Source organism: Streptomyces sp. NPDC049954, assembly GCF_040656295.1.
In the GTDB taxonomy this organism is placed as follows: Bacteria; Actinomycetota; Actinomycetes; order Streptomycetales; family Streptomycetaceae; genus Streptomyces.
Window position 1 is genome coordinate 1 of sequence record NZ_JBFALS010000014.1, and the last position, 22,467, is coordinate 22,467.

Consider the following 22,467-nt stretch of genomic DNA (forward strand, 5'->3'; position numbering starts at 1 on the left):
CACAGCAGCAATCTCGTCCGGAGTCACACCCCCTCAACGCAACACCACCCAAAAGGACACGCTCACCTACAACCGACCTGACCAGGCCCTACTAGGTGGCCGGGCTGAGTGCCACCAGGAGGGGACCGGCTGCCGCACTCCAGCAGTGGCCGGATTCGACCGCGCTGGGCCCCTCGGCGGCGACACTCTCCCGCAGCGGCGCGAGGAAGGTTTGGCGGAAATGCGCCTGCGTCTCGGGGGCCATTCCGCTCGCTGCGACTGCCGAGCCGACCCGCTCCTTGAGGACGACGGCCGCCTGGTCGTAGCTCGTGCCGCTCCACTCGTCCATGTGCTCGCCGATCATCGCCCACGACATCTTGAAGTCCATACAAGCATCCTACCTGCGGAAACGCCGAAACGCCCGCCCCAACTGAGCGCCTCGGGAAGCTAGTTGGGCGGGCCCGGCGGCCTCTCAGATCGGCCGGTTGGTGAGCACGGACAGCACCTTGATCACGCGCTTCAGGGTGCCTCCGCTGTACGCCGCGAGGTCGGACAGGTTCTTGATCTGTGCGGCGGCCTGCTCGGCGCTCGGGGCCTCCAGGGCGAAGTAGGCGAGGGAGAGGTCGATCCGGTCGTCGAGGTAGTCGATCGCTGCGAGAGCCTCCTCGTGGAGGGCGTCGAGTGCGCTCTCGTCTTCGATCTGCTGTACCTCCTCGTTGTTGAAGGGGCGGGCGGTGAGGGTGCCATCCGGCTGTCGCTCGTAGTAGGTGCGGTTCGCGTCGTCCCAGAACTCGAACTCGTCCGGGCCCATCCCTGTGGGCGCCTCTACGGCGGCCTGCCCTGGCGTGGCCTCGCTCATGCTGCGATCTCCAAGTCGTCGTAACTGTCGATGCACTCCGCGCCGTTGAGGTGGGAGGCGAGCTTGCCGACGCCGCGCTCCAGGCGGTAGCGGATGGCTCGGTCGGTGACGGACTCGCGGGCGGCGATCCGCATGTCGTCCCAGTCGAGGGCGAAGCGCATGAACAGCGCCCGCCGCTCGCCCAAGGAGAGGGGGAGCCGACTTCCAACCACGCCGGATGTCGGCGAGATGGGCGAAGAGAGTGCCGGCGGACTTCTTGTCGACGGTGCCCTTCGGCATGTCGGCGTCCGGTGCCGTGGGGTTGCGGATGCCATACGCGGCTTCCACGTCCCACACGGCGGGGAGCAGGTGCTCGACCAGGCGCCGGTCGTACCCGCTCACACGCGCCCTTTCTCGGCTGCCTCGCAGGCGGCCTCATAGGAGGTGTGCCGGATGCGGCGCTTGGCCTCGGTCTTCACGCGGTCGGTGAGGTCGAGGTACCGGCGGTGATAGAGGACGCCGAGACCGAGGTTCGAGTCGGCCAGGCACTCGTTCACCATGCCGGGCTTCGTCGCCAGGATGATCAGAGCCTCTTGGCGGGCGTCCTCGTACTCCATGGTCAGCGTGTCCTCGTAGCCGTCTGCGATGCGCCGGGCGGCCCGCCCGGCAAGAGCGACGACCTCGGGCAGGTCGAGGACTCGCCAGTCGGCGGCCGGTGAGGCGTTCACCTGACCACCTCCTTGACCGGGACCTCGCCGTTCTTGGTGACCAGGACCATCAGGCCGGGGGCGCCACGGGTGCCGGTGCGGTGCCGCCACCACGTCGACTCGCTCTCCATCGCCGGCACCTGCACGAAGGTGCGCGGGCCGTCCGTCGCGACGTGCTCGTGGTGCAGGTGCCCGGCCAGGAGGAGATCCGCGGTGGGGTGTGTCCAGTAGACGGCTGATCCAGTTTTTGTAGTGGTCAGTTGGCGGCCGGGGTGAGCCGGCCTTCGAAGGCGATCTGGAAGGCGTTCAGAGGGCCTTCCAGCGCATGGTCCACCGCTTGCGGCCCTTGCCGGTCGGGTCCAGGCTCATCAGGGCCATGTAGACGCACTTCATGGCCGCGGCCGCGTTGGGGAAGTGTCCGCGGGCCCGGACGGCCTTGCGGATGCGGGCGTTGACGGACTCGATCGCGTTCGTCGAGCAGATGACCTTGCGGATCTCGACGTCGAAGGAGAGGAAGGGCACGAACTCGGCCCAGGCGTTCTCCCAGAGCCGGATGACCGCCGGGTATTTCTTGCGCCAGGCTTCCTGGAACTCGCTGAACCCCTCCGTCGCGGCGGCCTCGTTCGAGGCCGTGTAGAGAGGCTTGATCGCCTTGGCGATCTTGTCTCAGCCCTGGCGGGCCGCGTGTCGGAAGCTGTTCCTCAGCAGGTGAACGACGCAGGTCTGAACGATCGTTCGAGGCCAGACGGTCTCCACGGCCTCGGGCAGGCCCTTCAGCCCGTCGCAGACCAGCATCAGCACATCATCAACGCCCCGGTTCTTCAGATCCGTGAAGACGCTCAGCCAGTACTTCGCGCCCTCGCCGCCGTCGCCTGCCCAGATACCCAGGATGCCGCGGTGTCCTTCGGCGGTCACGGCCATGACGACGTAGATCGGGCGGTTCGCCACCTGCCCATCCCTGATCTTGACGTTGACGGCATCGACGAACAGGACCGGATAGACGCTGTCCAGCGGACGGTTGAACCACTCCGCCATGCTGTCCATCACCTTGTCGGTGATGGTGGAGATGGTGGCCTTGGACACGCTCGCCCCGTAGACCTCGGCCAGGTGGGCGGAGATCTCGCCGTGCGTCAGGCCCTTCGCGGACAGCGACAGCACCATCTCGTCCACCCCGGACAGGCGTCGCTGCCGCTTCTTCACGATGGCCGGCTCAAACGTTCCGGCCACGTCCCGGGGCACCTTGACCTCGACCGGGCCGACATCGGCCAGCACCGTCTTCGCACGCGTTCCGTTGCGGCTGCTGCCCCGGCGCTCGGCATCGTGCTTCTCGTACCCGAGGTGATCGGTGATCTCGCCCTCCAGGGCGGACTCCAGGACCCGCTTGGTCAGCTGCTGGAGCAGCCCACCCTCCCCGGTCAGCTGCACTCCCTCTCCGACCGGGCCCGGTCCACGAGCATCGCAACCAACTGCTCGTCACCCGCCGCCACAGCCTCCGCAGTCGGCTCGCTGCCCGGTATCTGCTCGAAGGTGGTGTCACTCATCAGGCGCCTCCTTGATCATCGGATCCGCCGATCATTGAACACTCCCGATCATCACGTAGAGCCGTGCATTGAACCGGCCGTCCGGAGTCGAGAGGTCGTAGTCCCCGGCGGTCGTGGCGAACACCATGGGACGCCGGGCGTCCTCATAGATGTCGATCAGCTTCTCCAGCTCTCGCGGCTGGCGCGTCACGCGGTCGATGTTGTAGGCGGCAACGCCAGAGATGATCTTGGCTTCAAGGTCATCGACGAGTTCCCGGAAGTCCGGGCGGACGACTCGGCCCTTATAGGCCGAGAGGTCGTTGTCGACGTACATCCGGTGCAACGTGAGGGTCCGAACCCTCACGAGGTCGTGTACGTCCTCCTTCTGGCGGGTACGCCCTCCTCGCCGTCGCGACCGTCTCCGAGTTCCCCCACGTCGCTGATGCGGGCGTATCCGCCGACTAGTATCGCCATGTCTTGCTCGTGCCTCTTCCTGCTGGTCCGAGGCAGATTAGTTCCGAAGTATGTTCGATTGGCGTTAGGCGAGACCAGGACGTACTCCTTCGAGGCGCTGACGAAGGCGATCCGGCTCATCAACAACGGGGCGCGGTTCATCGCGACCAACCCCGACAACACCGGCCCCTCGCCGGAGGGCGCGCTGCCCGCGACGGGTTCCGTGGCCGCGCTCATCACGAAGGCCACCGGCAAGGAGCCGTACTTCGTGGGCAAGCCGAACCCGCTCATGATGCGCACCGGGCTGAACGCGATCGGCGCGCACTCGGAGAGCTCGGCGATGATCGGCGACCGCATGGACACGGACGTCCTGGCGGGCCTGGAGGCCGGGATGGAGACCTTCCTGGTGCTGACCGGCCTGACGACGCACGGCGACATCGACCGCTACCCGTTCCGGCCCACGACGGTCGTCGACTCCATCGCGGACCTCGTCGACCTGGTCTGAGACCCGGCCCCGGTGCGGGCCCCCGGGGCCCACGGGGCCTACGGAACCCGCCCGAACACCGGGGCCAGGACGAGCTGGGCGGCGCCCTCGGCGATCGCCGTGTCCGCGCCGGGGGCCCGCCGTACGGGGACCGGTCCCGCGTCGCCGGTCCTGCGGGCCCGGGCGGCGAGCACGTCGGCGACCCCCTCCAGGAACGGCCCGGGCTCCCGCGCGATCCGGCGCCCGCCGAGCAGGACGAGGTCGATGTCGAGCAGCCCGACGAGGTTCGCGGCGGCGACACCGAGCACCCGGGCCGCCTCAGCGACGTCCCCCGCCCGCAGCGCCGCGAGGCACAGCGCCTCGACACAGCCCCGGTCCCCGCACACGCACGGCGGCCCGTCGAGGTCCAGCACCTGGTGCCCGAACTCCCCGGCGCCGGTCCGCGCGCCCCGGTGCAGCACCCCGTCCAGGACGAGCCCGGCCCCCAGTCCCGTACCGAGGTGCAGGTAGGCGAAGGAGCGGGCCGCTCCCGCGACGGCCGGGCCCAGCGCGGCGGCGTTGGTGTCCTTGTCGAGGACGACGGGCAGCCCGAGCCGCTCGGCGAGCACGGCGCGCAGCGGGTAGCCGTCCCAGCCGGGCTGGCCGGAGACCCGGTGCAGTACCCCGCGCTCGTGGTCCAGCGGGCCGGGCAGCACGACCCCGGCGCCGAGCAACGGACCGGTGGACGCGCGTGGTTCACCTCCGTGGGCGGGGCGCGGCGAGGGCCCGGCGCACGCTTCCCCGCTCTCCGCGACGGCCACCACCCCCTCCGCGACCGTCTCGACCACCGCCTCGGCGCCCGCCGCGAGGTCGAGCGGGGCGCGGTGCGCGGCGAGGACGGTGCCGGCCAGGTCGGTGCGGACGGTGCGCAGTTCGTCGCGGTCGAGGTGGACGCCGAGCGCGTGCGCGGCGCCCGGGACCAGGCGCAGCGCGGTGGCCGGTTTCCCGCCGGTGGAGGCGCGCCGTCCCGCGTCGGCGACCAGTCCCCCCTGCCGCAGCCTCGCGGCGATCTTGCTGACCGCCTGCGGGGTGAGGCCCGTGCGGGCGGCCAGCTCCGGCCTGCTGATCCCGTCCGTGCCCGCCGCGCGCAGGAGATCGAGGACGAGGGCGGTGTTGTGCCCGCGCAGCGCGCCGAGCCCGGCACCGGCCCGGCCGGTGTCGGCCCGGCCGGTGTCGGCCCGGCCGGTGTCGGCCCGGGCGGCGGGGGAACGGGGCGGGACGGAACCCGCCGGAAGGGCCGGACCTGGGGGGAGGGCGGGGCCTGCGGGGCGGGAGTGGTCGTCGGGCACGGCGGGAGGTACGGAATTCACCCCTCCATTGTCCTGCCCGCTTGCACTTTGGCAACAGCGTTGCCAAAGTGGGTGGTATGCCTCGTACGACTGAAGAAGAGACCCTGCCCGACCCCGTCCCCGCGTCCGGCGGCGCCGGCGCCCCGGCGCTGCGCGTCGGGCTGATCGGTTACGGGCTCGCGGGTTCCGTCTTCCACGCCCCGCTCGTCACCGCGACCGAGGGCCTCGTCCTGGACACGATCGTGACGCGCAGCGAGGAGCGCAGGCAGCAGGCGGGCGCCGAGTTCCCCGAGGTGCGTTTCGCCGCGGACGCCGAGGAGTTGCTGTCGCGCGCCGGGGAACTGGACCTCGTGGTCGTGGCCTCGCCGAACAAGACGCACGTACCGCTCGCGCGGGCCGCGCTGGAGGCGGGCCTGCCGGTGGTCGTGGACAAGCCGGTCGCGGGCACCGCGGCCGAGGCCCGCGAGCTGGCACGGCTCGCGGAGGAGCGCGAGCTGCTGCTGTCCGTGTTCCAGAACCGCCGCTGGGACAACGACTTCCTGACGCTGCGCGACCTGATCGCGGACGGTTCGCTGGGCGAGGTGTGGCGTTTCGAGTCGCGCTTCGAGCGCTGGCGTCCGCAGCTCAAGGGCGGCTGGCGCGAGTCGGGCGACCCGGCCGAGATCGGCGGTCTGCTGTACGACCTCGGCAGCCACGTCGTGGACCAGGCGCTTGCCCTGTTCGGCCCGGTCGAGCGGGTGTACGCGGAGTCGGACGTACGGCGTGCGGGCGCGGCCACCGACGACGACACGTTCCTCGCGCTGACCCACACCGGCGGGACCCGCTCGCACCTGTGGGTGTCGGCGACGACGGCGCAGCTCGGCCCGCGCTTCCGGGTCCTCGGCTCGAAGGCCGGGTACGTCAAGTACGGCCTCGACCCGCAGGAGGCGGCGCTGCGCGAGGGGGCCCGCCCGGGTGGCGGCGTCCCGTGGGGCGAGGAGGCCGAGCAGTTGTGGGGCCGGATCGGCGCGGGCGAGTCCCCGATGTCCGGCGAGGGCACTCCCGTCCGCACCCGGCCCGGCGCCTACCCGGCGTACTACGCGGCGGTCGCGGCGGCCCTGCGCGAGGGCGCGCCCAACCCGGTGACCGCGCGGGACGCGGCGGCCACCCTGGACGTCATCGAGGCGGCCGGGCGCTCGGCACGCGAGGGCCGGACCGTGGAACTGGAGGCCCGTTCATGACCGCACAGCCCTCGGGGGCGTCCACGACGCTCCCCTCGACCCCGCAGGACATCGCGGACCTCTGCGCGCAGCAGCGGCGTCTGACCCTGCCCACGTTCACGTACGACGACGCGTGGGAGCTGGGCGTGCTGCTGGTGCGGCTCGCCCGGGAGCGGGAGGCGCCCGTCGCGATCGGCATCCGGCGCGGACCGCAGCGGGTCTTCCACGCGGCGCTGCCCGGTTCCAGCGCGGACAACGACGCGTGGCTGGAGCGCAAGCGCCGGGTCGTGGAGCGGTACGGCGAGAGTTCACTACTGGTCGGCGCCCGGTTCCGGGCCAAGGGCAGCACCTTCGAGCAGTCCTCGCGCCTGGACCCGGACCGCTACGCGGCGCACGGCGGGGCCTTCCCGCTGCTGGTCGCGGGGGTGGCCGGGGTGGTCGGCACGGTCGCCGTGTCGGGCCTGCCGCAGACCGAGGACCACGCGCTGGTCGTGGCGGCCCTGGAGCACTTCGCGGGACAGTGACGACCGGGACCGTCCGGACGGCCGAGACCAACCGGACGGCCGGGAGAACCGGACGACTGGAATCACCGGACGACTGGAATCACCGGGCGGCCGGAATCACCGGGCCCACCGGGAAGTGACGGCCGGGAAGTGGCCCCCGCCCCGGAGTGTGCCGGGGCGGGGATCACGGGTGGGGCCGGCGCTGGTCAGTCGAGCGCGACGTGCAGAATCTGCTCGTCGCTGTTGTCCGGGATGCTGTCCTTGTCACCGGTGTTGCTGGTGGTCAGCCACAGGCCGCCGTCGGGGGCGGGTTCGACCGTGCGCAGCCGGCCGTAGGTACCGTTGAAGTACACCTGCGCCTCCGGCAGGCCGCCGTCGCTGATCGGTGCGCGGTACATGCGGGTGCCGCGCTCGCAGGCCACGTACAGCACGTCGCGGACGACGGCGATGCCGGAGCAGGAGCCGTCCGCGGTGGAGTAGGTGCGCTTGGGCGCGATGTACCCGGCGGTGTCGCAGGTGCCGCTGGTCCCCTCGCAGGCCGGCCAGCCGTAGTTGCCGCCCTTGGTGACGAGGTTCGTCTCGTCCATGACGGCGTTGCCGAACTCCTGCTCCCACAGGCGGCCCTGGGAGTCGAAGGCCAGCCCCTGCGGGTTGCGGTGCCCGTAACTCCACACGTAGTTGCCGAAGGGGTTGTCCGAGGGCACGCTGCCGTCGGGGTCGAGCCGCAGGATCTTGCCGTTGAGGCTGTCCTTGTCCTGGGCGTTGTCGCCGTTCTGCGCGTCCCCAGTGGCCGCGTAGAGCTTGCCGTCGGGGCCGAAGCGCAGCCGGCCGCCGTTGTGGAACTTGTTGCGCAGGATGCCGCTGAGCAGGACCTCTGAGGTGTCGGTGGCGAGCTTGTCGTCCTCCAGCTTGATCCGCACGATCCGGTTGTCGCGGGGCGAGGTGTGCATGATGTAGAGCCAGTGGTCGGTCGCGAAGGTGGGGGCGATCGCCAGCCCCAGCAGACCGCCCTCGCCGTCGGTGCTCTCCACGTCGGGCACGGTGCCCACCGTCGTCCTGTCGCCGGTCCCGGGGTCGAGGCGGACGATGTCCTGGGCGTCGCGCCGGGTGTAGAGGATGGAGCCGTCGGGCAGCGTGACCAGTCCCCAGGGGATGTCGGTGTCCGTCGCCACCTGGGTGACCCCGCACACCGGGCTCCCGCACGCGGCCTCGGTCCGTACGTTCACCGTCTCGCTGCGCGCCGAGGTGTTGGACTGCGCGTCGCGCGCCACCACGTGGTACTCGTAGTCCGTCTCGGCGTCGAGCCCGCTGTCGATGAACGTCGTGTCGGGGGCGGAGGCACCGTTGCCGTTGACCGTCCCGGCCTTGGCCGTGCCGCGGTAGACGTCGTAGGCCCGGACGCCGATGTTGTCACTCGACGCCGACCACCGCAGGGACACCGTGGTGCCGGACACGGACGCGGTCAGCCCGTCCGGGGCGCTGGGCGCCTGGTCGTCCGCCTGGCACTGCGGCGCCGCGATCGGCACCGTGTCACTGGCCTGCGAGACGTTCCCGGCCTCGTCCCGGGCGTTGACGTACAGGCCCCAGGACGCTCCGGGGACCACGGTCAGGCTCGTGGAGCGGGTGTCGCCGCCCACCGACTTCATCAACTGGCCGTCGTGGTACACGTCGTAGTACGCGACCGCGACGTCGTCGCTCGCGGCGTCCCAGGCGAAGGTCACCGAGTCGCAACGCAGGTCGCTCACCCGGGGGTTGCCCGGTACGGTCGGCGGCTCGGTGTCGGCGTCCTCGGCGGCCGTCGTCCGCCGCTGGTCGCGCTGCCCGTCGCAGGCAGGGGTGTTGGGCCCGGCGCCGGACCGCGTACTCCGGGCCGCCGCGTCGAGGCAGCGCCCCGAGGACCCGTCGCGCACCGTGGGGCCGGGCGCCGCCGACGCGTTCGCGGTGAGCAGTCCTGCCGTCAGCGCGAGGACCGAGGCGAACGCCGTGGCGATGGCCAGGAGGATCCGTGGCCTTCTGCGGAGGTGGGGGGACGTTACTAACACTTCGCTCTCCCTGTGGGAATTCGACGGTGTCTGTCTGTGTGGGGGGACTTGACGTGCCGGGGAGCCGCCCGCCGGTCCGGGATGCCCGGACCAGGGACGACGAGCCGGAGCCGGGCACGCGCACGGCGCGGCGGACGTCGAGACGGCGGACGTCGAGGGGGACACCGGGGCGCTGGACATCCGGGCGCCGGGCATCCGGGCGGTGGGCATCGGCGCCGGGGGCCTGGGCCTGTCCGCCGGTCGTCGACGCCACTGAACTCCCCAACCTTCACCGGGTGTTGTGCGGTGTACGGACTCAGCTCGAAGACGCGCGGCCACGCGCTCCACGCCTGAAGCAGTGTGGTGTCATGTTCGTTTTAGGGTCAAGTCACAGAGCAGTGAAACAAGTTCACCCATCATCGCAAGATGTGGAGAGCGCCTCCCGGAGGCCCGTCCGAGGCGCGGACGGTGTCCGTACGAACGAGGGGGAGGTGGAGTCGCGCTCTAGAAAATGCCGCGACTCCCCTCCCCCGGGCCGGTCACCGGTCACCGGTCACCGGTCGCCGGTCGCCGGTCACCGGCCGGAGCGGCGCGCGCCCGATCGGTGCCGATGCCTCGCCCCCCTCCCCCTCAGGGAGCGGCGGGGGCGGGCAGCGCCCCCGCCGGGCCGGTGGCCGTCGGCTGCGGCATGTCGCGGTAGAGGACGGCGCGTTCGACGGCGCTCCACGTGGTGCTGGTGACGATGTACAGCGCCCCGGCGAGCGGTACGACGGCGACGCTGATCAGCGTCATGAACGACATGAACGGCATGATCCGGGTGATCGCACCCAGCCCCGGTACGGCCTGCGCGTCCCCGCCCCGCCCGGCGCCCGCAGGGGCCGCGGTGAGCGAGGCGACGGGCGAACCGGCCCCGGCCATCTGCCGCTTGTTCCTGCGGTACGTGAAGCTCGCGACGACGAGCACGACGCAGAAGATCCCGACGTAGACGAGGCCGTGCGCCCCGAACATCCCGCCGTCGGCGAGCGCGTCCTTCCAGCGTCCGCCGAGCGGGGCGGCGAACAGGGTGTGGCCGAGCAGTTCGTTGGTCTCGCCGCCGAGTCGCGAGCTGGAGAACACGTGGTAGAGCAGCATGAACGCGGGCATCTGGAACAGCATCGGCAGGCAGCCGGAGAGCGGGGAGACCTTCTCGCGGGCGTGCAGTTCCATGACGGCGCGCTGGAGTTTCTCGGGTTCCTTGGCGTGCTTCTCGCGCAGTACGGCGAGTTCGGGGGCGAGTTTCGCGCGGGCCCGCTGCCCGCGCGCGGCGGCCCGGGACAGGGGCAGGACGAGCAGGCGTACGCACGCGGTGAACAGCACGATCGCGGCGGCGGTCGCGGTGGTGTGGAAGACGGGCTCGATGGCGTCGGCGACGTGCGCGACGAGATCGGCGAAGGTGGCGAAGAAACCAGACAAGACGGAGCCCTCCGGGACGTCTCGCGCCGCGCGGGAACGCGGCGGATCACGGGATCGGGGTCACCGGCCCACGGCCCGGATCCGGGCCTGCGGCGGGGTGACGGTGGAGCGGTGATCGGCGTGACGGCGGCCGTCCGCTGGGCGGCGCGGGCGGGCCCGGTGCCGCGCGAGGGCGCGGCGTACGGCCCGACGGGGCGGGGCGGGAGAGGTCAGGCGGCCGTCGAAGGACGGCGGCCGGGCGCTCGGGGCCTCGGACGCCCCGAGGCGTCCGGATCCCGCTGCGGCAGGAACGCGGTCCGCCGCTCGCGGTCCCGCATGGCCGTACGGACCCGGGTGCGGGCGACGAGGGGGACGCTGCGCGAGGCCACCAGGGTGCACAGCGCGAGCGCGGCACCGGTGGCGGCGATGGCGACGGCCCCCGCGACGGCCCCGGACAGCGGCCCGCCCTCGGCGACGAGCGCCCCGGCGAGCAGCAGCAGGACGAGCGTGACGGACCGCGGAAGGCGCGGGACGACGCGGCGCGCGGTCACTGCTGCCATCACCCCGGCCACCTCCCCGCTGCCCTCGTACGTCCGTTGACGGTGCGGCCGGACCCGGGCGCACCGTACTCGGTTATACAGGAACCGCGGTAAAGGGACGGTATGTGTGGGGCGGGACGGGGAGGGGCGGGACGGGGCGGGCAGGAGACCGCACGCCGCACTCGCGACGTACGGGGCCGATCACGGGGGCGGGGTACGGGCTCGGCCAGGAAGCGGCGTACGGAACCCGGTCAGGACGTGAGCGAGCGCGCCGCCTCACGACGCACGGGACTCGGTCACGACGTACGCGATCGGCGCCGCCTCACGACGCACGGGACTCGGTCACGACGTACGCGATCGGCGCCGTCTCACGCCGTACGGGACTCGGTCACGACGGGTTCGAGGAGCGGGCGGGGTGCGAGCAGGACGCGGCTGACGGGGTCGCGCGGATCGGGGTCGAGTCCGGGCCCCGGCACCATGTCGATCTCTTCGAGCGCCACGGCCCGCCCGCACTGCGGGCACTCGCCCCAGACCCCGATCGGCGTGCCGCAGTCGCGGTGCCGGAACTCCCGCAGCGGCGCGCCCTCCCCGAAGCTCTCGCGCCCCCAGAGGCCCAGGGAGTGGAGCGTCGGCCACAGCGCGCGTCCGCGCTCGCTCAGGACGTACTCCTCGCGCGGCGGGGACTCCTGGTAGCGGCGCTTCTCCATGAGGCCGTGCTCGGTGAGGGTCTGGAGACGCGCGGCGAGCACGGCGCGCGGGATGCCGAGGTGCCCGAGGAAGTCGTTGTAGCGCCGCACCCCGTAGAAGGCGTCGCGAAGGATCAGGAGGGTCCAGCGCTCACCGACCACCTCCAGCGCGCGGGCGACGGAGCACTGCTGCTGCGCGTAGTCCTTGCCAAGAGCCATGGAGCCCACTTTACGACCCGCTTCACCGCGCCCCCGTAATCAGTTCACTGAACGAACCAACCCTGCTAGGGTCCAGGATCGGCGCAGGTTCATTCATCGAACCCGCACGGACGAGGCGCCGCCGGACGGCGGCCGAAGGGGGAACTCATGACGGAGACGGAACCGGTCACCCGCCCGCGCCCGGGACGACGCACCCGTTGGCGGACGGAAAGCGGCGGCGGCGCACCACGGAAAGCGGCCGCGAGGCCCCGCTCCCCGGCGGCCACGCTCGTCGTCACGACGGCGGCGACCATCGTGACGATCATGAACTACACGGCCCCGCTGGTGACGGTCCCCTCGACGGTCGCGACCCTGCACACGAGCGTCTCGGCGCAGTCCTGGCTGCTCAACGGCACCCCGCTGGGCCTGGCGGCGCTCCTGCTCGTGGCGGGCTCACTCGCCGACGACCACGGCCGGCGCAAGGTCTTCCTCCTCGGCACGCTCACGCTCGGCATCACGACCGCGCTGGGCGCGCTCGCGACGACGACGGCCCTGTTCACGGCGGCCAGGATCGTCCAGGGCGCGGCGAGCGCGGCGGTGCTCACGAGCAGCCTGGGCCTGCTGGTCCAGGCGTACCCGCCGGGCGCCGCCCGGGTCAGGGCGACAGGGATCTGGGGCGCCGGGGTCACCGGCGGCATCGCGCTGGGCCCGCTGCTCGCGGGGGCGATGGGCCCGCTGGCCGGGCACGGCGGCGTGGCGGGCGCGGACTGGCGGTCGGGCTACCTGGTCCTGGGCCTGCTCGCGCTGGCCGTCGCGGCCTCCGGTCTGCGGGTGCTCACCGAATCACGTGCCCCGCGCCCGGGCCGCCCCGACCTGCTGGGCGCGCTCACGCTGGGCGGCGCCTCGGCCGCGCTGCTGGCCGCGCTCACCCTCGGCAGGGACGGCTGGCTGCGGACCCCGGTGTGGGCACTGTTCGCGGCGGCCCTCGCGCTGGGGCTCGTGTTCCGGGCCGTGGAGCGGCGCGCCTCGGCGCCGATGCTCGACCTGTCCCTGCTGCGGCAGCGGCGGTTCGTGGGCGCGACGGCGGGCGGCCTCTTCACGGGCCTCGCGGTCATCGGCTTCTTCAGCTACTTCCCGACACTCGCGCAGACGGCTCTGCGTCTCGGCACGTTCGGGGTGGCGCTGCTCTCGGCGGCGTGGTCGGGCACGGCGTTCGCGGTGGCGCTGCTGGCCCGCCGGCTGCCGCCCGCCCTCACACCCCCGCTGCGTCTCGCCGCGGGCTTCCTGCTCTCGACGGCCGGCGTACTGGCCCTGTGGAACGGGCTGTCGGAGGGCTCGACGTGGCCGCGTCTGATCCCGGGCCTGCTGCTCGCGGGTGCGGGCAGCGGACTGCTGAACGCCGCCCTCCCGCTGCTCGCGGTCGAGAGCGTGCCCCCGGAGCGGGCCGCGATGGGCTCGGGCGCGAACAACACGGCGCGCTACCTGGGGTCCTCGGCGGGCGTGGCCCTGTCGATCGCGCTCGCCACGACGGCCGGGGGCGACACCCCGGCCCAGGCGCTGTCGGCGGGCCTGGACCGGACCGTTCTGGTGTCGGCGGCACTGTCGGTCGCCGGAGCGGTCACAGTGCTGGTACTGGCGGGCCGACGCGAGGGACGGACGGCATGACGGGCGTACGTGACGGGCGGCATGACGGGTGCGCGTGACGGGCGGCATGACGGGTGCGCGTGACGGGCGGCATGAGGGCGTGCGTGACAGGCGGCATGCGGGCGTGCGTGACGGGCGGCATGAGGGCGTACGTGCCCGGAGTAGGTGAAGGCGGGGCGGACCGGGGGCGGTCGGGTCGGCACCCCCGCCCGCCCCTCCACTCCCCCGGCCGACGGCGCTACGGTGGCGCTATGCGCCCCGACACGCCCACGCCCACCACCCCAGCGACCCCCGCCGGTACCGACGTGGACCGGAAGTCCCACCTGGACGAAGCCGCGCGCCTGGAGCGCACCGCACACCGGTACCCGGAGGACGCGGAACAGCTGCTCCTGCGGGCGGCGGCCCACCACGAACTGGCCGACAACCGCGAGCGCGCCTCGGCGCTGTACGACGGGCTGCTGGCCGCCGAGTCCCCGGAGGACCCGGTCCTGATCCGCGCCCTGAAGGCGGCGAACCTCTGGGAGTACGGCCACGAGGCGGAGGCCCGGGCGATCATCACAGGCGTCCGCTCGGCGGCCCCGCGCACCCCCGCGCCGTGGATCGTGGTGGGCGAGGCCCTGGAGGCGCACGACGAACTCCAGGAGGCGCACGACACGTTCACGGAAGGGGCGGCCCTCCTCGTCGAGGCCGCGACCCCACCGCCGTACGACACCCGCCCCCTGCTGTTCGGCAGGCACCGGGTACGCCGCCTGCTGGGCGCCCCGCACGACGACTGGGACACACTGGCCGACACCCTGAACACGGCGGCGCTGCCCCTGGACGAACTCCACGACCCGAACCGCACGTGGTCCCTGGGCTCCGACAACCCCGACGAACTGCGCGCCGAGATCACCCGCATCCAGGCCGAACTGGGCACCTACCGCGCCGCCCTCTCCCGCCCCTACCCGGTGGCGGTCCTCCACTGGCCGGCCGCGGAACTCACGGAACTCCTGGCCTCCTACCCTGACCTGTCCTCGGAGTACCCCGCCGACAACGAGCACACCGCCCACGAGATCCACACGGCGGCAGTCGAATCGGCCCTCCGCGACCTCTCGGCGTCCGGCACCCCCAACCTGGGCATCGTCGAGGCGACCGTCCCCTCCTACGAGGCCTTCGCCGCCGCCGAAACCTCCCACCCCACCGACCCCCACCTCCTCCCCCTCTACACCACCACCCTCGCCACCCGAGCCCGCGCCCTCCCCTGGCCCCCAGACGCCGGCACGCAGTGCTGGTGCGGATCGGGACGGGGGTACGGGGGGTGTCATGGGGTGGGAAAGCAGTGAGCCGCCCGGGACACGGCGAGCCAGCGGCGGCATCTCCGGCCTCTGCCACGTGCTGCTGACTGGCGACGGTTAGCCTCGAAGCCATGGAAGAGAGCGCCGCTTGGGAGGGACGTCCAGAAGGGTCCTGGGCGTCCTCAGCCGGCCGCCGCCGCAACATGCAGGCGATCCGCAGCAGGGACACGAAGCCAGAGTTCCTGATACGGCGCCTCGTGCACGCTCGGGGACTGCGATACCGGGTGTCCGCTCGTCCCGTTCCCGACCTCCGCCGCACCGCCGACCTCGTCTTCCGCCCGGCGAGAGTAGCGGTGTTCGTCGACGGCTGCTACTGGCACGGCTGCCCTGAGCACTACCAGGCTCCCAAGGTCAACTCGGGTTACTGGTCAGAGAAGATCGTGCGGAACATGACGCGCGACCGCGACACTGACCAGAGACTCAGGGACGCCGGCTGGCTCGTGCTCCGCTTCTGGGAGCACGAGCCCTCAGAAGAGTGCGCTGACCGGATCGCGGCGACGGTCATTGCCCGCCGCGGCGTTGAGCAGTGATTCCTGCACCAGGGGCTCCGGGTCCGTGATCACCGGCAGCATCTCTTCGCGGGTATCGGAGGTGACGAACGCCTCACCTTCCATGCGGTAGGGCTTCAGCAACTCCTCTCGCATTCCGGGGCGGAGGACCGCTGCGATGGCGCGCCCGGCCGCTTCCGCCACGGGCGGGGGAAACGCGTTGCCGACCTGCCGGTAGCGAGCGGTCTTCTTTCCCTCGAATACCCAGCTTGCCGGGAATCCCTGAATGGCGGCGGCCTGCTCCACCGTCAGCATGGGCCCCTTGTCGCGGAAGAGATCGCGCTTGGGGTCACAGTCCTTCATGTCATTGGCAAGCCCTTCACCATTGACTCCCCAGACCTCCCAGGCACGCTTCGCGCGGGTGGGACCCAGATCAGCTCCGCCGTGTTTCCGTGATCCGCCGACGAGAGTGGGAGCGACCCGCAGACCACGCGCGTCCGCTTCCTTCGCTTTCCTCTCCCAGCTTTCGAAAGCCTCCCGCCCTGTGCGGGTACCAGGACCAAGAGGGCGTTCGTTCCAGAATTCTCGGTACCGCGCCCGCATACCGTCATGCAGCTTTTCGAAGACGCTTTCGGCACCCTCTTCCGACCGCAGTGGCCAGCGGAATCGCTGATCTTTGATCGCGTCCTCCAGGAAAACGATCAGGACGGCCCGGGGACGCAGCTGGGTGACGCCAAAACTGCTGGCGTCCATCCGGTGCCAGACCGACTTCATCGCCCTGGCCTGCACGCGCGCGGGAGCCTTCGGGTCGATTTCCGGAACACGGTATCCAAATGAACGCAATTCGTCGAGGATGTACCGACGGTAGTCGATAAAAACCTCAGGGGGCTCAAGGATTCCCCGCACATTTTCCAGCATGACCGCCCTGGGCTTCAACAGGCTGATCAGCTCAAGGGCGGCTGGAAAGAGGTCCCGCTCATCATCAGGACCGAGCTGGTGACCCGCGAGCGAAAAAGGGGGACAGGGGACGCCGCCAGCAAAGAGATCGATGCCGCCCTCGACCTCTCTCAGGGCTTGGAACTCTTCTGTGCCCTTGAAATCACGCACATCCACGGCGCGCAGTGCATCGGCCTTCCGCCGCTCCCACCCAAACGTGGTGACAGAGTTGGCCGCAAGCGTGGTTACCGCATTGGGGTCCCACTCCACCAGTGAGAGATGCTCGAACCCGGCTTTGTGCAATCCCAGAGCCTGTCCGCCCGCGCCAGCACAGATCTCCACGGAAGTGAGCGGCTTATCGAAATGCGGGCGCGGGTGATCGCCAGCCATGGCTGAACTCCTCGTATGGACACAGAGCGACCACCTGACCAGCAGAGCTGCACAGTGTGATCACGGCACCACACGAGTTCCAGCGTCAGGCGGTGTGTGGCCTGCCGCAAACGGCAGGCCACACCGCACCCTACCCGCTCACGTGTGCAAGGAGAGCCTCCATATCGGCGGAGTCCAGGCCGGCGGCGACGGATGGCTCCTCCTCCAGGTCAGAGAGTTCCCGCACCCCCGGATCGTCAAGGATCGCGCCCATGAACTCAAGCTTCTGGTCGAGCCGCGCGGCCACGACCTCATCCACGGTGTCCCGGGCAGCCAGGACGGTGACAGAGGTCTCGGTGCCAGGGGCGAGCCCGAGGCGGTGAATGCGGTCGAGGCTCTGCAGGAACCGGCCGGCCATGAAGTCCCGGTCGACATAGACGGCATCGTGGACCGCGTGGTGCAGGCTGATTCCCTCACCGAGGGTGGCGGGGTTGGAGATCAGCACCATGCAGGAGGGATCTTCCCGGAATCTCCGGAGCTGTTCCTCGCGATCCGGGGTGCCGCCGTAGACCGAGGCCGGGGCGAACTTCGAAAGCAGCCGCTCAAGCGTGGTGAGGCTGCGCACGAAGGTCGTCCAGATCAGCGTCTTCTTTCCCTGCTGTGCGTTCTCCGCCACGATGGCCCCCGCCTCGGCGTACTTCGGGGACAGCTCGTAGTCGGGCAGTTGCTGGAGCAAGGCGAACAGCGAACTGCTGCGAGGCACGTCCAGCGGGGGCAGCTGGTAGGCGAGCGGCTCATACCTGCTGCTCCCCTCTACGAGAAGGGCAGGACTCGTCGCGGCCATCAGCAGGCGCAGGGCCGTCCTGCCGAGAGCGCTGAGATCTTCCCGGCCCTCCGTTCCTTTCTCCAGCAATGCCTCGTAGATCTGCTTGTGCAGCGGCGGCATGTCCACCAGCCGCAGGCGGACATCCATCGGGGGCAGGCCCAGCTCCTGCTTCGTGGTCCGTGTGAACAACGGCTGCAGGGCCTTACTCGCCTGGGCTAGGTCGCCACCAGCCACCGCAGCCTCCACCGCGCGCTGCCCATGGCCGGGCCAGACGAAGCCCATCAGATTCTCCAGATCCCGGCGCCCATTAGGAGCGGGGGTCCCGGTCAGGATGAGCCGATGACGGGCCAGCGGTCCGAGCGCCATACACGCCGCTCCATAGGTGCCGCGCACGCCTAGCTTCATGCGGTGCGCCTCATCCAGAATGATCATCGAGGGCTTTTCGGACAGCCACGCCGACAGCCTCGGCAGGGAGCGGTCCAGCCGTTCGTAGTTGACCATGACCACTTCAGCCCAGGTATCCATCGGGCCCTCACCTACCAGGTGCACGCGCAGGCTCTGCCGGAAGCAGACGGCCGTCTCGTACCGCCAGGACTCGTAGGCGGACTTGGGACAGACCACCAGGAGACGTTCAGCCCTCCCCTGGTGGCGCTGGGTGGCGTAGACCGCGAGGCCGACGCGGGTCTTTCCCGCACCGGGAACGCTGAAGTTCGCGCCGTGCTGCAAGGAGAGGAGCTTGGCGATGTCCCGGCGCTGGAAGCCCGTGAGGTCCGCTGTCCACTCCGGGCCGAGCAGTGCCAGGACATCCTCGGCCGCTACCTCGTCGGGACCGGCCTGGTCACTCAGACGCCGCTTGACCCGCTGTGCGTCAGCATGGTTGCCGAGGAAGAGGGCCTTGAGATCCTCCGCCCACAGCACGCCGGCTGGATCCGGCCAGGAAGCCAGATGATGGACACTCCCCAGGAAGTCGTCCAGCTCAACCTGAGCTGTCAGGGCGTTCAGCTGGCTTCCCGAGGGGAACAGCCCGGACAACTGCACCAAGGCCTGCTGGTACTCCCCGGTGACGCGCAGCAAGACTCCCGTGCGCAGGGGGTCGAGTTCCAGCCGCAGTGACGTTCCTCCGGCTGCGCTGTCAGTCGTCACGGGCGCTCTCCCCTGCTCACCGCGTCGAGCAGCCACGAGACGCCCGCACCCGGCTCTCCGGGGACCCGGCCGGCCTGCCGGGCCAGCCTGCTGAGACTGGCCCTGAGCTGGAGCAGCGCCTCGTCAAAGGACTCCTCGTCAAGGCTGTGACTAGTGCGTGCCTTGACGAGCTCGTCAGTGCCCTGATCGATGTTCGCGCACGCTTCCACCACCCGGGCCGGGGCCAGCTGCTTGCGCTTGCGGATACGGGCATCCCGGCCGGCCCGGTCGATCGCGGCGTCGAACGCGGCTCCGGCGCTCTTGAGAATGCCTTCCATCTCGGCCTTACGCTCGGTGCTGATCTGCGCCGTACCCGTCCTGGCCGCCTTCGCCTGCATGATGCGGTCGTTGAGCGCACGGGCTTCGGCCACCCGCGAGGAGGCCGCGCTGACGGTGACGTCCAGTCCGGGGATGGCGACCTCTGCAGGAGCGGTGTCCCCCGTCAGATTGCGCAGCGTCGGCGGGAGCGTGTCCGTCAGGTACTCCTGCTTGACGAAGTTCTGGTCGATGTGCCGTACGTCCGTCTTGGAGAAGTCCAGCAGGATGCCAGCCAGTCGCCACTCCTTGATCAGCTCTGCCTCGTCCGGCTCCGCCGAGGCGACCTTCTTGTAGAGCCGCTCCAACTCCTTCAGCTTCTCCTGGTCGAACTCGAAGTCGATCAGCCTGAGCTGTGCACCCTCCGCGGTGGTGCTCCGCTTGATCAGCTCCCGGATTGTGCTGAGAATCCAGCGTTCCTGGTGGTACGTCTTCTCCTGGACCCGGAACTCACGGGCGATCTGCGTCGGGGTCCTGCCCATCGACGCCTGCTCCTCCATCGCCAGCAGACGGTTGATGTAGGAGTAGTCGCGCTTGTTGTCCTTGCGCAGCTGGAGGGCGAGTTCGACCGCGCTGACGTCCTCCGCGGTGAAGGACGCCGGCAGCACTCCCACACGGATGGACCGCTCGCCCAGCTCACGCAATGCCGCCGCACGGGTGTTGCCGTTGACCAGAACGCCGTGGTGCGTCACCAGGCCGGGCTCGCTCTGGCCAAACTCCTTGAGTTCGGCCTTGAGGCTCTCGTAAGCCGGGTCGCGGCGGGTGGGGTCGGAGGGGAGCGCCATGAGCAGGGTGCCCAGGTACGCCTGCCCGTCATCGCCATACGGTTCAGCGTCGATCTTCCTGTCCAGAGCGGGGTCAAGGCTACGCTGGGCACGGATGCGGTGGGTCCAGGGGTTGTAGTACACGCTGCTGAGCGGGAGTTCGACGACCTCGACGTGGAGGAACTGGCCGTTCCACTCGATGGTCACGGTCTCGCGTGTGCCGCCACTGGTGCGGACATCCTCCAGCCTCTTCTTGATGAGTTCGCTGAACTCCTGGGCGCGAGGCGGGAGCTGGGGTTCGCTGTACACGATCACTCTTCTCTGCTGATGAACCAGTAGCCGGTAAGGAAGCTGTACTAGCGCGTTGTGGCCGGCCGGGCCGGGCACCTGGCCCGGCCGGCCACAACACACGCTGGAGACAGAACAGGGGACCTCAGTCTTCAGACCCTTCCAGGGAGTTCAGGATCTCCCGGCGGGCCGAGGCCGGCAGTGTGCCGTAGAGCCCCCAGAGCTCTTCGACCTCGCTCCGCTGACGCCGCCCTTCCTTCATGCAGCGGCCCAGGGCGCGGCGTTCCAGGTCAGAGAGCTGGCTCACCGCCGACATGTAGCCGGGGATGTCCACCTTGGGCGAGGCACCGCGCGCACAACGCTCGCAGAGCGTGACGCGGGTGGTTTCCGTGGTGCCATCCAGCCGCGAGACATCCCGGCGGGACAACACCAGCTTCGCGGTGCTGAGCCCATCCTCGTATCCCTCGCCTGCGGTGATGCCGCAGATACGGCACATGTAGTCGTCCTCCCGCATGACGCGGGCGCGTTCGGCACTGTTCACGGTGCCCTTCGCGCCGACCTCCTCAGGGCGGGTCTGATGCGGGATCCAGACCGCCACCCCAGCGCGGACGAACCGCTGTTCCTCCTGCCTGAGGCTGGGGTCGTCACGGCTCGTATGGACCACCCACCCCCAGTCGCGAAGGTCGCGCAGACGCCGGTCGATCTGCGCATCCCCCGGGAAGGCGGCACGCAGCTCCGCCTTCGTGAAGGGGTTGTCCTCACCTACGACCTGGATGAGCCACAGGGCGACCCGGACCCGGCCCCCCACATGCTTCATCCCCCGGATGACGGGATTCTGCCAATCCGGCAGACTTTCGGGAGAAAACGTCACCTTTTCCGATACCTCCACATCTGTTCGGACATTCCGTTTACCGCCCACCGATAACGACAGAACGGCAACACCGAAACCTTCCCTCGCGAAAGTCCAATAATTTTCGTGAGCCTACCCCCTGCACAGGCAAGGGGATTCCCCGGCCCGAAAAAGGGGCCTTCCGCTGCAGGACTGACACAGTACGACGAAAGGCGCAATGCAACGAAAAGCGGGCCAGATCTCCCACCGCCTGAACACACTCCCCTCTCCCTTCTCCCTTCACGCCACGCAACAGCCAACAGCACAGACGCCCGCGCTCGCCTGACAACCAGACAGAGAAGCCCAGCAGCGCCAGACCAGAGAAGGCCGTGGCGGGGTATGGAAAACCCTCCCCGAAAAGCCCGGCCATGTCCACGGCATTACGGGGTTGCGCGCTGAACTGGCAACTATTGTGATCGCGGCGCGTATCCTTCGAGCATCCATCCATCTGCGAAGCTGACCGGCAACTAAGCAGAATCCGCACTGGACATACGAGCCAAGAAGGTGAGCTTTGGTGACAAATAGCCAGCACGGCCGGGCCGCAGCACAGAGGCGCCTTGTTGCGCCTTTCCCCCGCAACCGGAAAGGCGCGGCTGCCGACACCCGGGCAGCCAGCGCCGTAGCCGCCGCAGCCGCTCCGGCGTCCGCCCCGATGACTCCGGAGCGGCAAAACCTGCGCGATGCCTTCCAGCACCTGCAGGCGCTCACCGGCCTGCGGACAGCCGCCGAAGTGATCTCGGCCCTGCGCAAGAGGGGTTACCCGGTCGTCAAGTCCGCCTACTCCCGGTACCTCTCGGGCCGCCGCACCCCCGATGCCGGGTTCGCCGCAGCCCTGTACGGACTCGCCGTTGAGCGATCTGGCGCGGACCGGGTGGGCGTGAGCCTCGAAGAAGTGCAGGCCATGCGGGAGGAGACGCTCATGAAGCGGTGTTGCGCTTCCTGCCGCAACACCGCCACGGAGAACGCCGCGCTCGCCGCCGAGAACGAGGCTTTGCGCATGGAGGCAGAACTCCTCCGGGGGCGCCTGGAGCAAGCCGGCTTGGCGAGCGTTCCACGGCCGGGAGAAGAGCTGGCAGTGACGGCCAGCACCACAGCCCGCGCCACTTCCACGAAGTTGCCGGTCGGCCAGGACAGCGGGGACCGGCAAGCTGCCGCGGCCCCGGACGAGGGAAACGAGGACGGCGGCGCGGCCCCAGAGAGCCACCTGGCCCTGCCAGCTGTACCGCAGCCGGCGGCGGAACAGCTGGTGCGTCGCATCACCGAACTAAGCGGACATCACGCAGGCGGGAGCCAGGACGGCGAGGCCGCCCTGGCCCTGCTCCTGGAGACGACCCAGAGCCTGACACCTGCGGAGATGGGGGCGACCGTTCGGCTCCTCCAGGAGTCGGGCCTCGACGGACTGGCGGACAGCCTGCTCACCGCGTATGCGAGGCGCCGCCGGGCAAGCGATGTGATCCACGCCGCACTCACACTGCATGAGGCAGCGGCGACCGCCAGTCTCCGTACTCTCCTCATGACCGCGGCCCGCCGTTCTTCGTGAACCGGG

20 protein-coding genes and 2 pseudogenes are annotated in these 22,467 nt (G+C 70.4%); 7 read left to right on the plus strand and 15 right to left on the minus strand.

Annotated elements, in window-relative coordinates:
- Nucleotides 1–91: 91 nt before the first annotated feature.
- The 6 genes and pseudogenes from AB0J21_RS26945 to AB0J21_RS26970 all read right to left on the minus strand — a co-directional run bounded on the left by AB0J21_RS26945 (nt 92) and on the right by AB0J21_RS26970 (nt 3,408).
- Nucleotides 92–367, minus strand: coding sequence for a hypothetical protein (locus AB0J21_RS26945; protein ID WP_363148711.1), 276 nt, complete (start codon nt 365–367; stop codon nt 92–94).
- 84 nt (nt 368–451) lie between these two features.
- The gene (locus AB0J21_RS26950) at nt 452–838 is read right to left on the minus strand and encodes a hypothetical protein (RefSeq protein WP_363148712.1); all 387 of its coding nucleotides are present in this window, start codon (nt 836–838) and stop codon (nt 452–454) included.
- Complete coding sequence (locus AB0J21_RS26955; protein WP_363148713.1) at nt 835–1,023, minus strand: hypothetical protein; 189 nt, start codon at nt 1,021–1,023, stop codon at nt 835–837. Before AB0J21_RS26955 ends, AB0J21_RS26950 begins: the two co-directional genes overlap by 4 nt.
- Nucleotides 1,024–1,215: 192 nt before the next feature.
- Nucleotides 1,216–1,545 (minus strand): hypothetical protein, encoded by a 330-nt coding sequence (locus AB0J21_RS26960; RefSeq protein WP_363148714.1) that lies wholly within the window; start codon nt 1,543–1,545, stop codon nt 1,216–1,218.
- A 235-nt stretch (nt 1,546–1,780) separates the two neighbouring features.
- Nucleotides 1,781–2,981, minus strand: a pseudogene (locus AB0J21_RS26965) (IS256 family transposase).
- A gap of 115 nt (nt 2,982–3,096) precedes the next feature.
- Nucleotides 3,097–3,408 carry a recombinase family protein gene (locus tag AB0J21_RS26970; RefSeq protein ID WP_363148715.1) on the minus strand — a complete coding sequence of 104 codons (312 nt, stop codon included), beginning with the start codon at nt 3,406–3,408 and terminating at the stop codon, nt 3,097–3,099.
- 174 nt (nt 3,409–3,582) lie between these two features.
- Between AB0J21_RS26970 and AB0J21_RS26975 the strand changes: the two are divergent.
- Nucleotides 3,583–4,002: pseudogene (locus AB0J21_RS26975) on the plus strand (HAD hydrolase-like protein); the annotation flags it as partial.
- Between the two features lie 38 nt (nt 4,003–4,040).
- Here AB0J21_RS26975 and AB0J21_RS26980 read toward each other — a convergent pair.
- Nucleotides 4,041–5,147 (minus strand): ROK family transcriptional regulator, encoded by a 1,107-nt coding sequence (locus AB0J21_RS26980; RefSeq protein WP_363148848.1) that lies wholly within the window; start codon nt 5,145–5,147, stop codon nt 4,041–4,043.
- A gap of 311 nt (nt 5,148–5,458) precedes the next feature.
- Here AB0J21_RS26980 and AB0J21_RS26985 point away from each other — a divergent pair, with 311 nt between their 5' ends.
- Nucleotides 5,459–6,529, plus strand: coding sequence for a Gfo/Idh/MocA family oxidoreductase (locus AB0J21_RS26985; protein WP_363148849.1), 1,071 nt, complete (start codon nt 5,459–5,461; stop codon nt 6,527–6,529).
- The gene (locus AB0J21_RS26990) at nt 6,526–7,032 is read left to right on the plus strand and encodes a heme-degrading domain-containing protein (RefSeq protein WP_363148716.1); all 507 of its coding nucleotides are present in this window, start codon (nt 6,526–6,528) and stop codon (nt 7,030–7,032) included. The genes AB0J21_RS26985 and AB0J21_RS26990 overlap by 4 nt, the downstream gene beginning before the upstream one ends.
- 185 nt (nt 7,033–7,217) lie before the next feature.
- On the opposite strand, the gene AB0J21_RS26995 is transcribed toward AB0J21_RS26990, so the two are convergent.
- The 4 genes from AB0J21_RS26995 to AB0J21_RS27010 all read right to left on the minus strand — a co-directional run bounded on the left by AB0J21_RS26995 (nt 7,218) and on the right by AB0J21_RS27010 (nt 11,907).
- A complete protein-coding gene (locus AB0J21_RS26995; RefSeq protein ID WP_363148717.1) occupies nt 7,218–9,053 on the minus strand; it encodes a PQQ-dependent sugar dehydrogenase in 1,836 nt (611 codons plus the stop codon).
- A gap of 609 nt (nt 9,054–9,662) precedes the next feature.
- Nucleotides 9,663–10,484, minus strand: coding sequence for a membrane protein insertase YidC (yidC, locus tag AB0J21_RS27000; RefSeq protein ID WP_363148718.1), 822 nt, complete (start codon nt 10,482–10,484; stop codon nt 9,663–9,665).
- 209 nt (nt 10,485–10,693) lie between these two features.
- Nucleotides 10,694–11,023, minus strand: coding sequence for a DUF6412 domain-containing protein (locus AB0J21_RS27005; RefSeq protein ID WP_363148719.1), 330 nt, complete (start codon nt 11,021–11,023; stop codon nt 10,694–10,696).
- A 347-nt stretch (nt 11,024–11,370) separates the two neighbouring features.
- Nucleotides 11,371–11,907, minus strand: a complete 537-nt coding sequence (locus tag AB0J21_RS27010; protein WP_363148720.1) for a helix-turn-helix domain-containing protein — start codon at nt 11,905–11,907, stop codon at nt 11,371–11,373.
- A gap of 147 nt (nt 11,908–12,054) precedes the next feature.
- On the opposite strand from AB0J21_RS27010, the gene AB0J21_RS27015 reads away from it, so the two are divergent.
- The 3 genes from AB0J21_RS27015 (at nt 12,055) to AB0J21_RS27025 (ending at nt 15,394) form a co-directional block, all read left to right on the plus strand.
- Nucleotides 12,055–13,551: an MFS transporter gene (locus AB0J21_RS27015; protein ID WP_363148721.1), complete on the plus strand. Its 1,497-nt coding sequence runs from the start codon at nt 12,055–12,057 to the stop codon at nt 13,549–13,551.
- Between the two features lie 230 nt (nt 13,552–13,781).
- Nucleotides 13,782–14,852, plus strand: a complete 1,071-nt coding sequence (locus AB0J21_RS27020) for an SEC-C domain-containing protein (protein WP_363148722.1) — start codon at nt 13,782–13,784, stop codon at nt 14,850–14,852.
- An 83-nt stretch (nt 14,853–14,935) separates the two neighbouring features.
- The gene (locus AB0J21_RS27025; protein ID WP_363148723.1) at nt 14,936–15,394 is read left to right on the plus strand and encodes a very short patch repair endonuclease; all 459 of its coding nucleotides are present in this window, start codon (nt 14,936–14,938) and stop codon (nt 15,392–15,394) included.
- Here the strand turns inward: AB0J21_RS27025 and AB0J21_RS27030 are convergent.
- From AB0J21_RS27030 to AB0J21_RS27045, 4 genes are all read right to left on the minus strand, one after another.
- Nucleotides 15,332–16,678, minus strand: a complete 1,347-nt coding sequence (locus tag AB0J21_RS27030; protein ID WP_363148724.1) for a DNA cytosine methyltransferase — start codon at nt 16,676–16,678, stop codon at nt 15,332–15,334. The genes AB0J21_RS27025 and AB0J21_RS27030 overlap by 63 nt on opposite strands.
- 130 nt (nt 16,679–16,808) lie before the next feature.
- The gene (locus AB0J21_RS27035; protein ID WP_363148850.1) at nt 16,809–18,557 is read right to left on the minus strand and encodes a DEAD/DEAH box helicase; all 1,749 of its coding nucleotides are present in this window, start codon (nt 18,555–18,557) and stop codon (nt 16,809–16,811) included.
- Nucleotides 18,558–18,622: 65 nt separating this feature from the next.
- On the minus strand, nt 18,623–20,053 hold the full coding sequence (locus AB0J21_RS27040) for a hypothetical protein (protein WP_363148725.1): 1,431 nt from the start codon (nt 20,051–20,053) through the stop codon (nt 18,623–18,625).
- Nucleotides 20,054–20,177: 124 nt separating this feature from the next.
- Nucleotides 20,178–20,903 carry a hypothetical protein gene (locus AB0J21_RS27045; RefSeq protein WP_363148726.1) on the minus strand — a complete coding sequence of 242 codons (726 nt, stop codon included), beginning with the start codon at nt 20,901–20,903 and terminating at the stop codon, nt 20,178–20,180.
- A 532-nt stretch (nt 20,904–21,435) separates the two neighbouring features.
- Between AB0J21_RS27045 and AB0J21_RS27050 the strand changes: the two genes are divergently transcribed.
- Nucleotides 21,436–22,461, plus strand: coding sequence for a hypothetical protein (locus AB0J21_RS27050; RefSeq protein ID WP_363148727.1), 1,026 nt, complete (start codon nt 21,436–21,438; stop codon nt 22,459–22,461).
- The last annotated feature ends 6 nt before the right edge of the window (nt 22,462–22,467 follow it).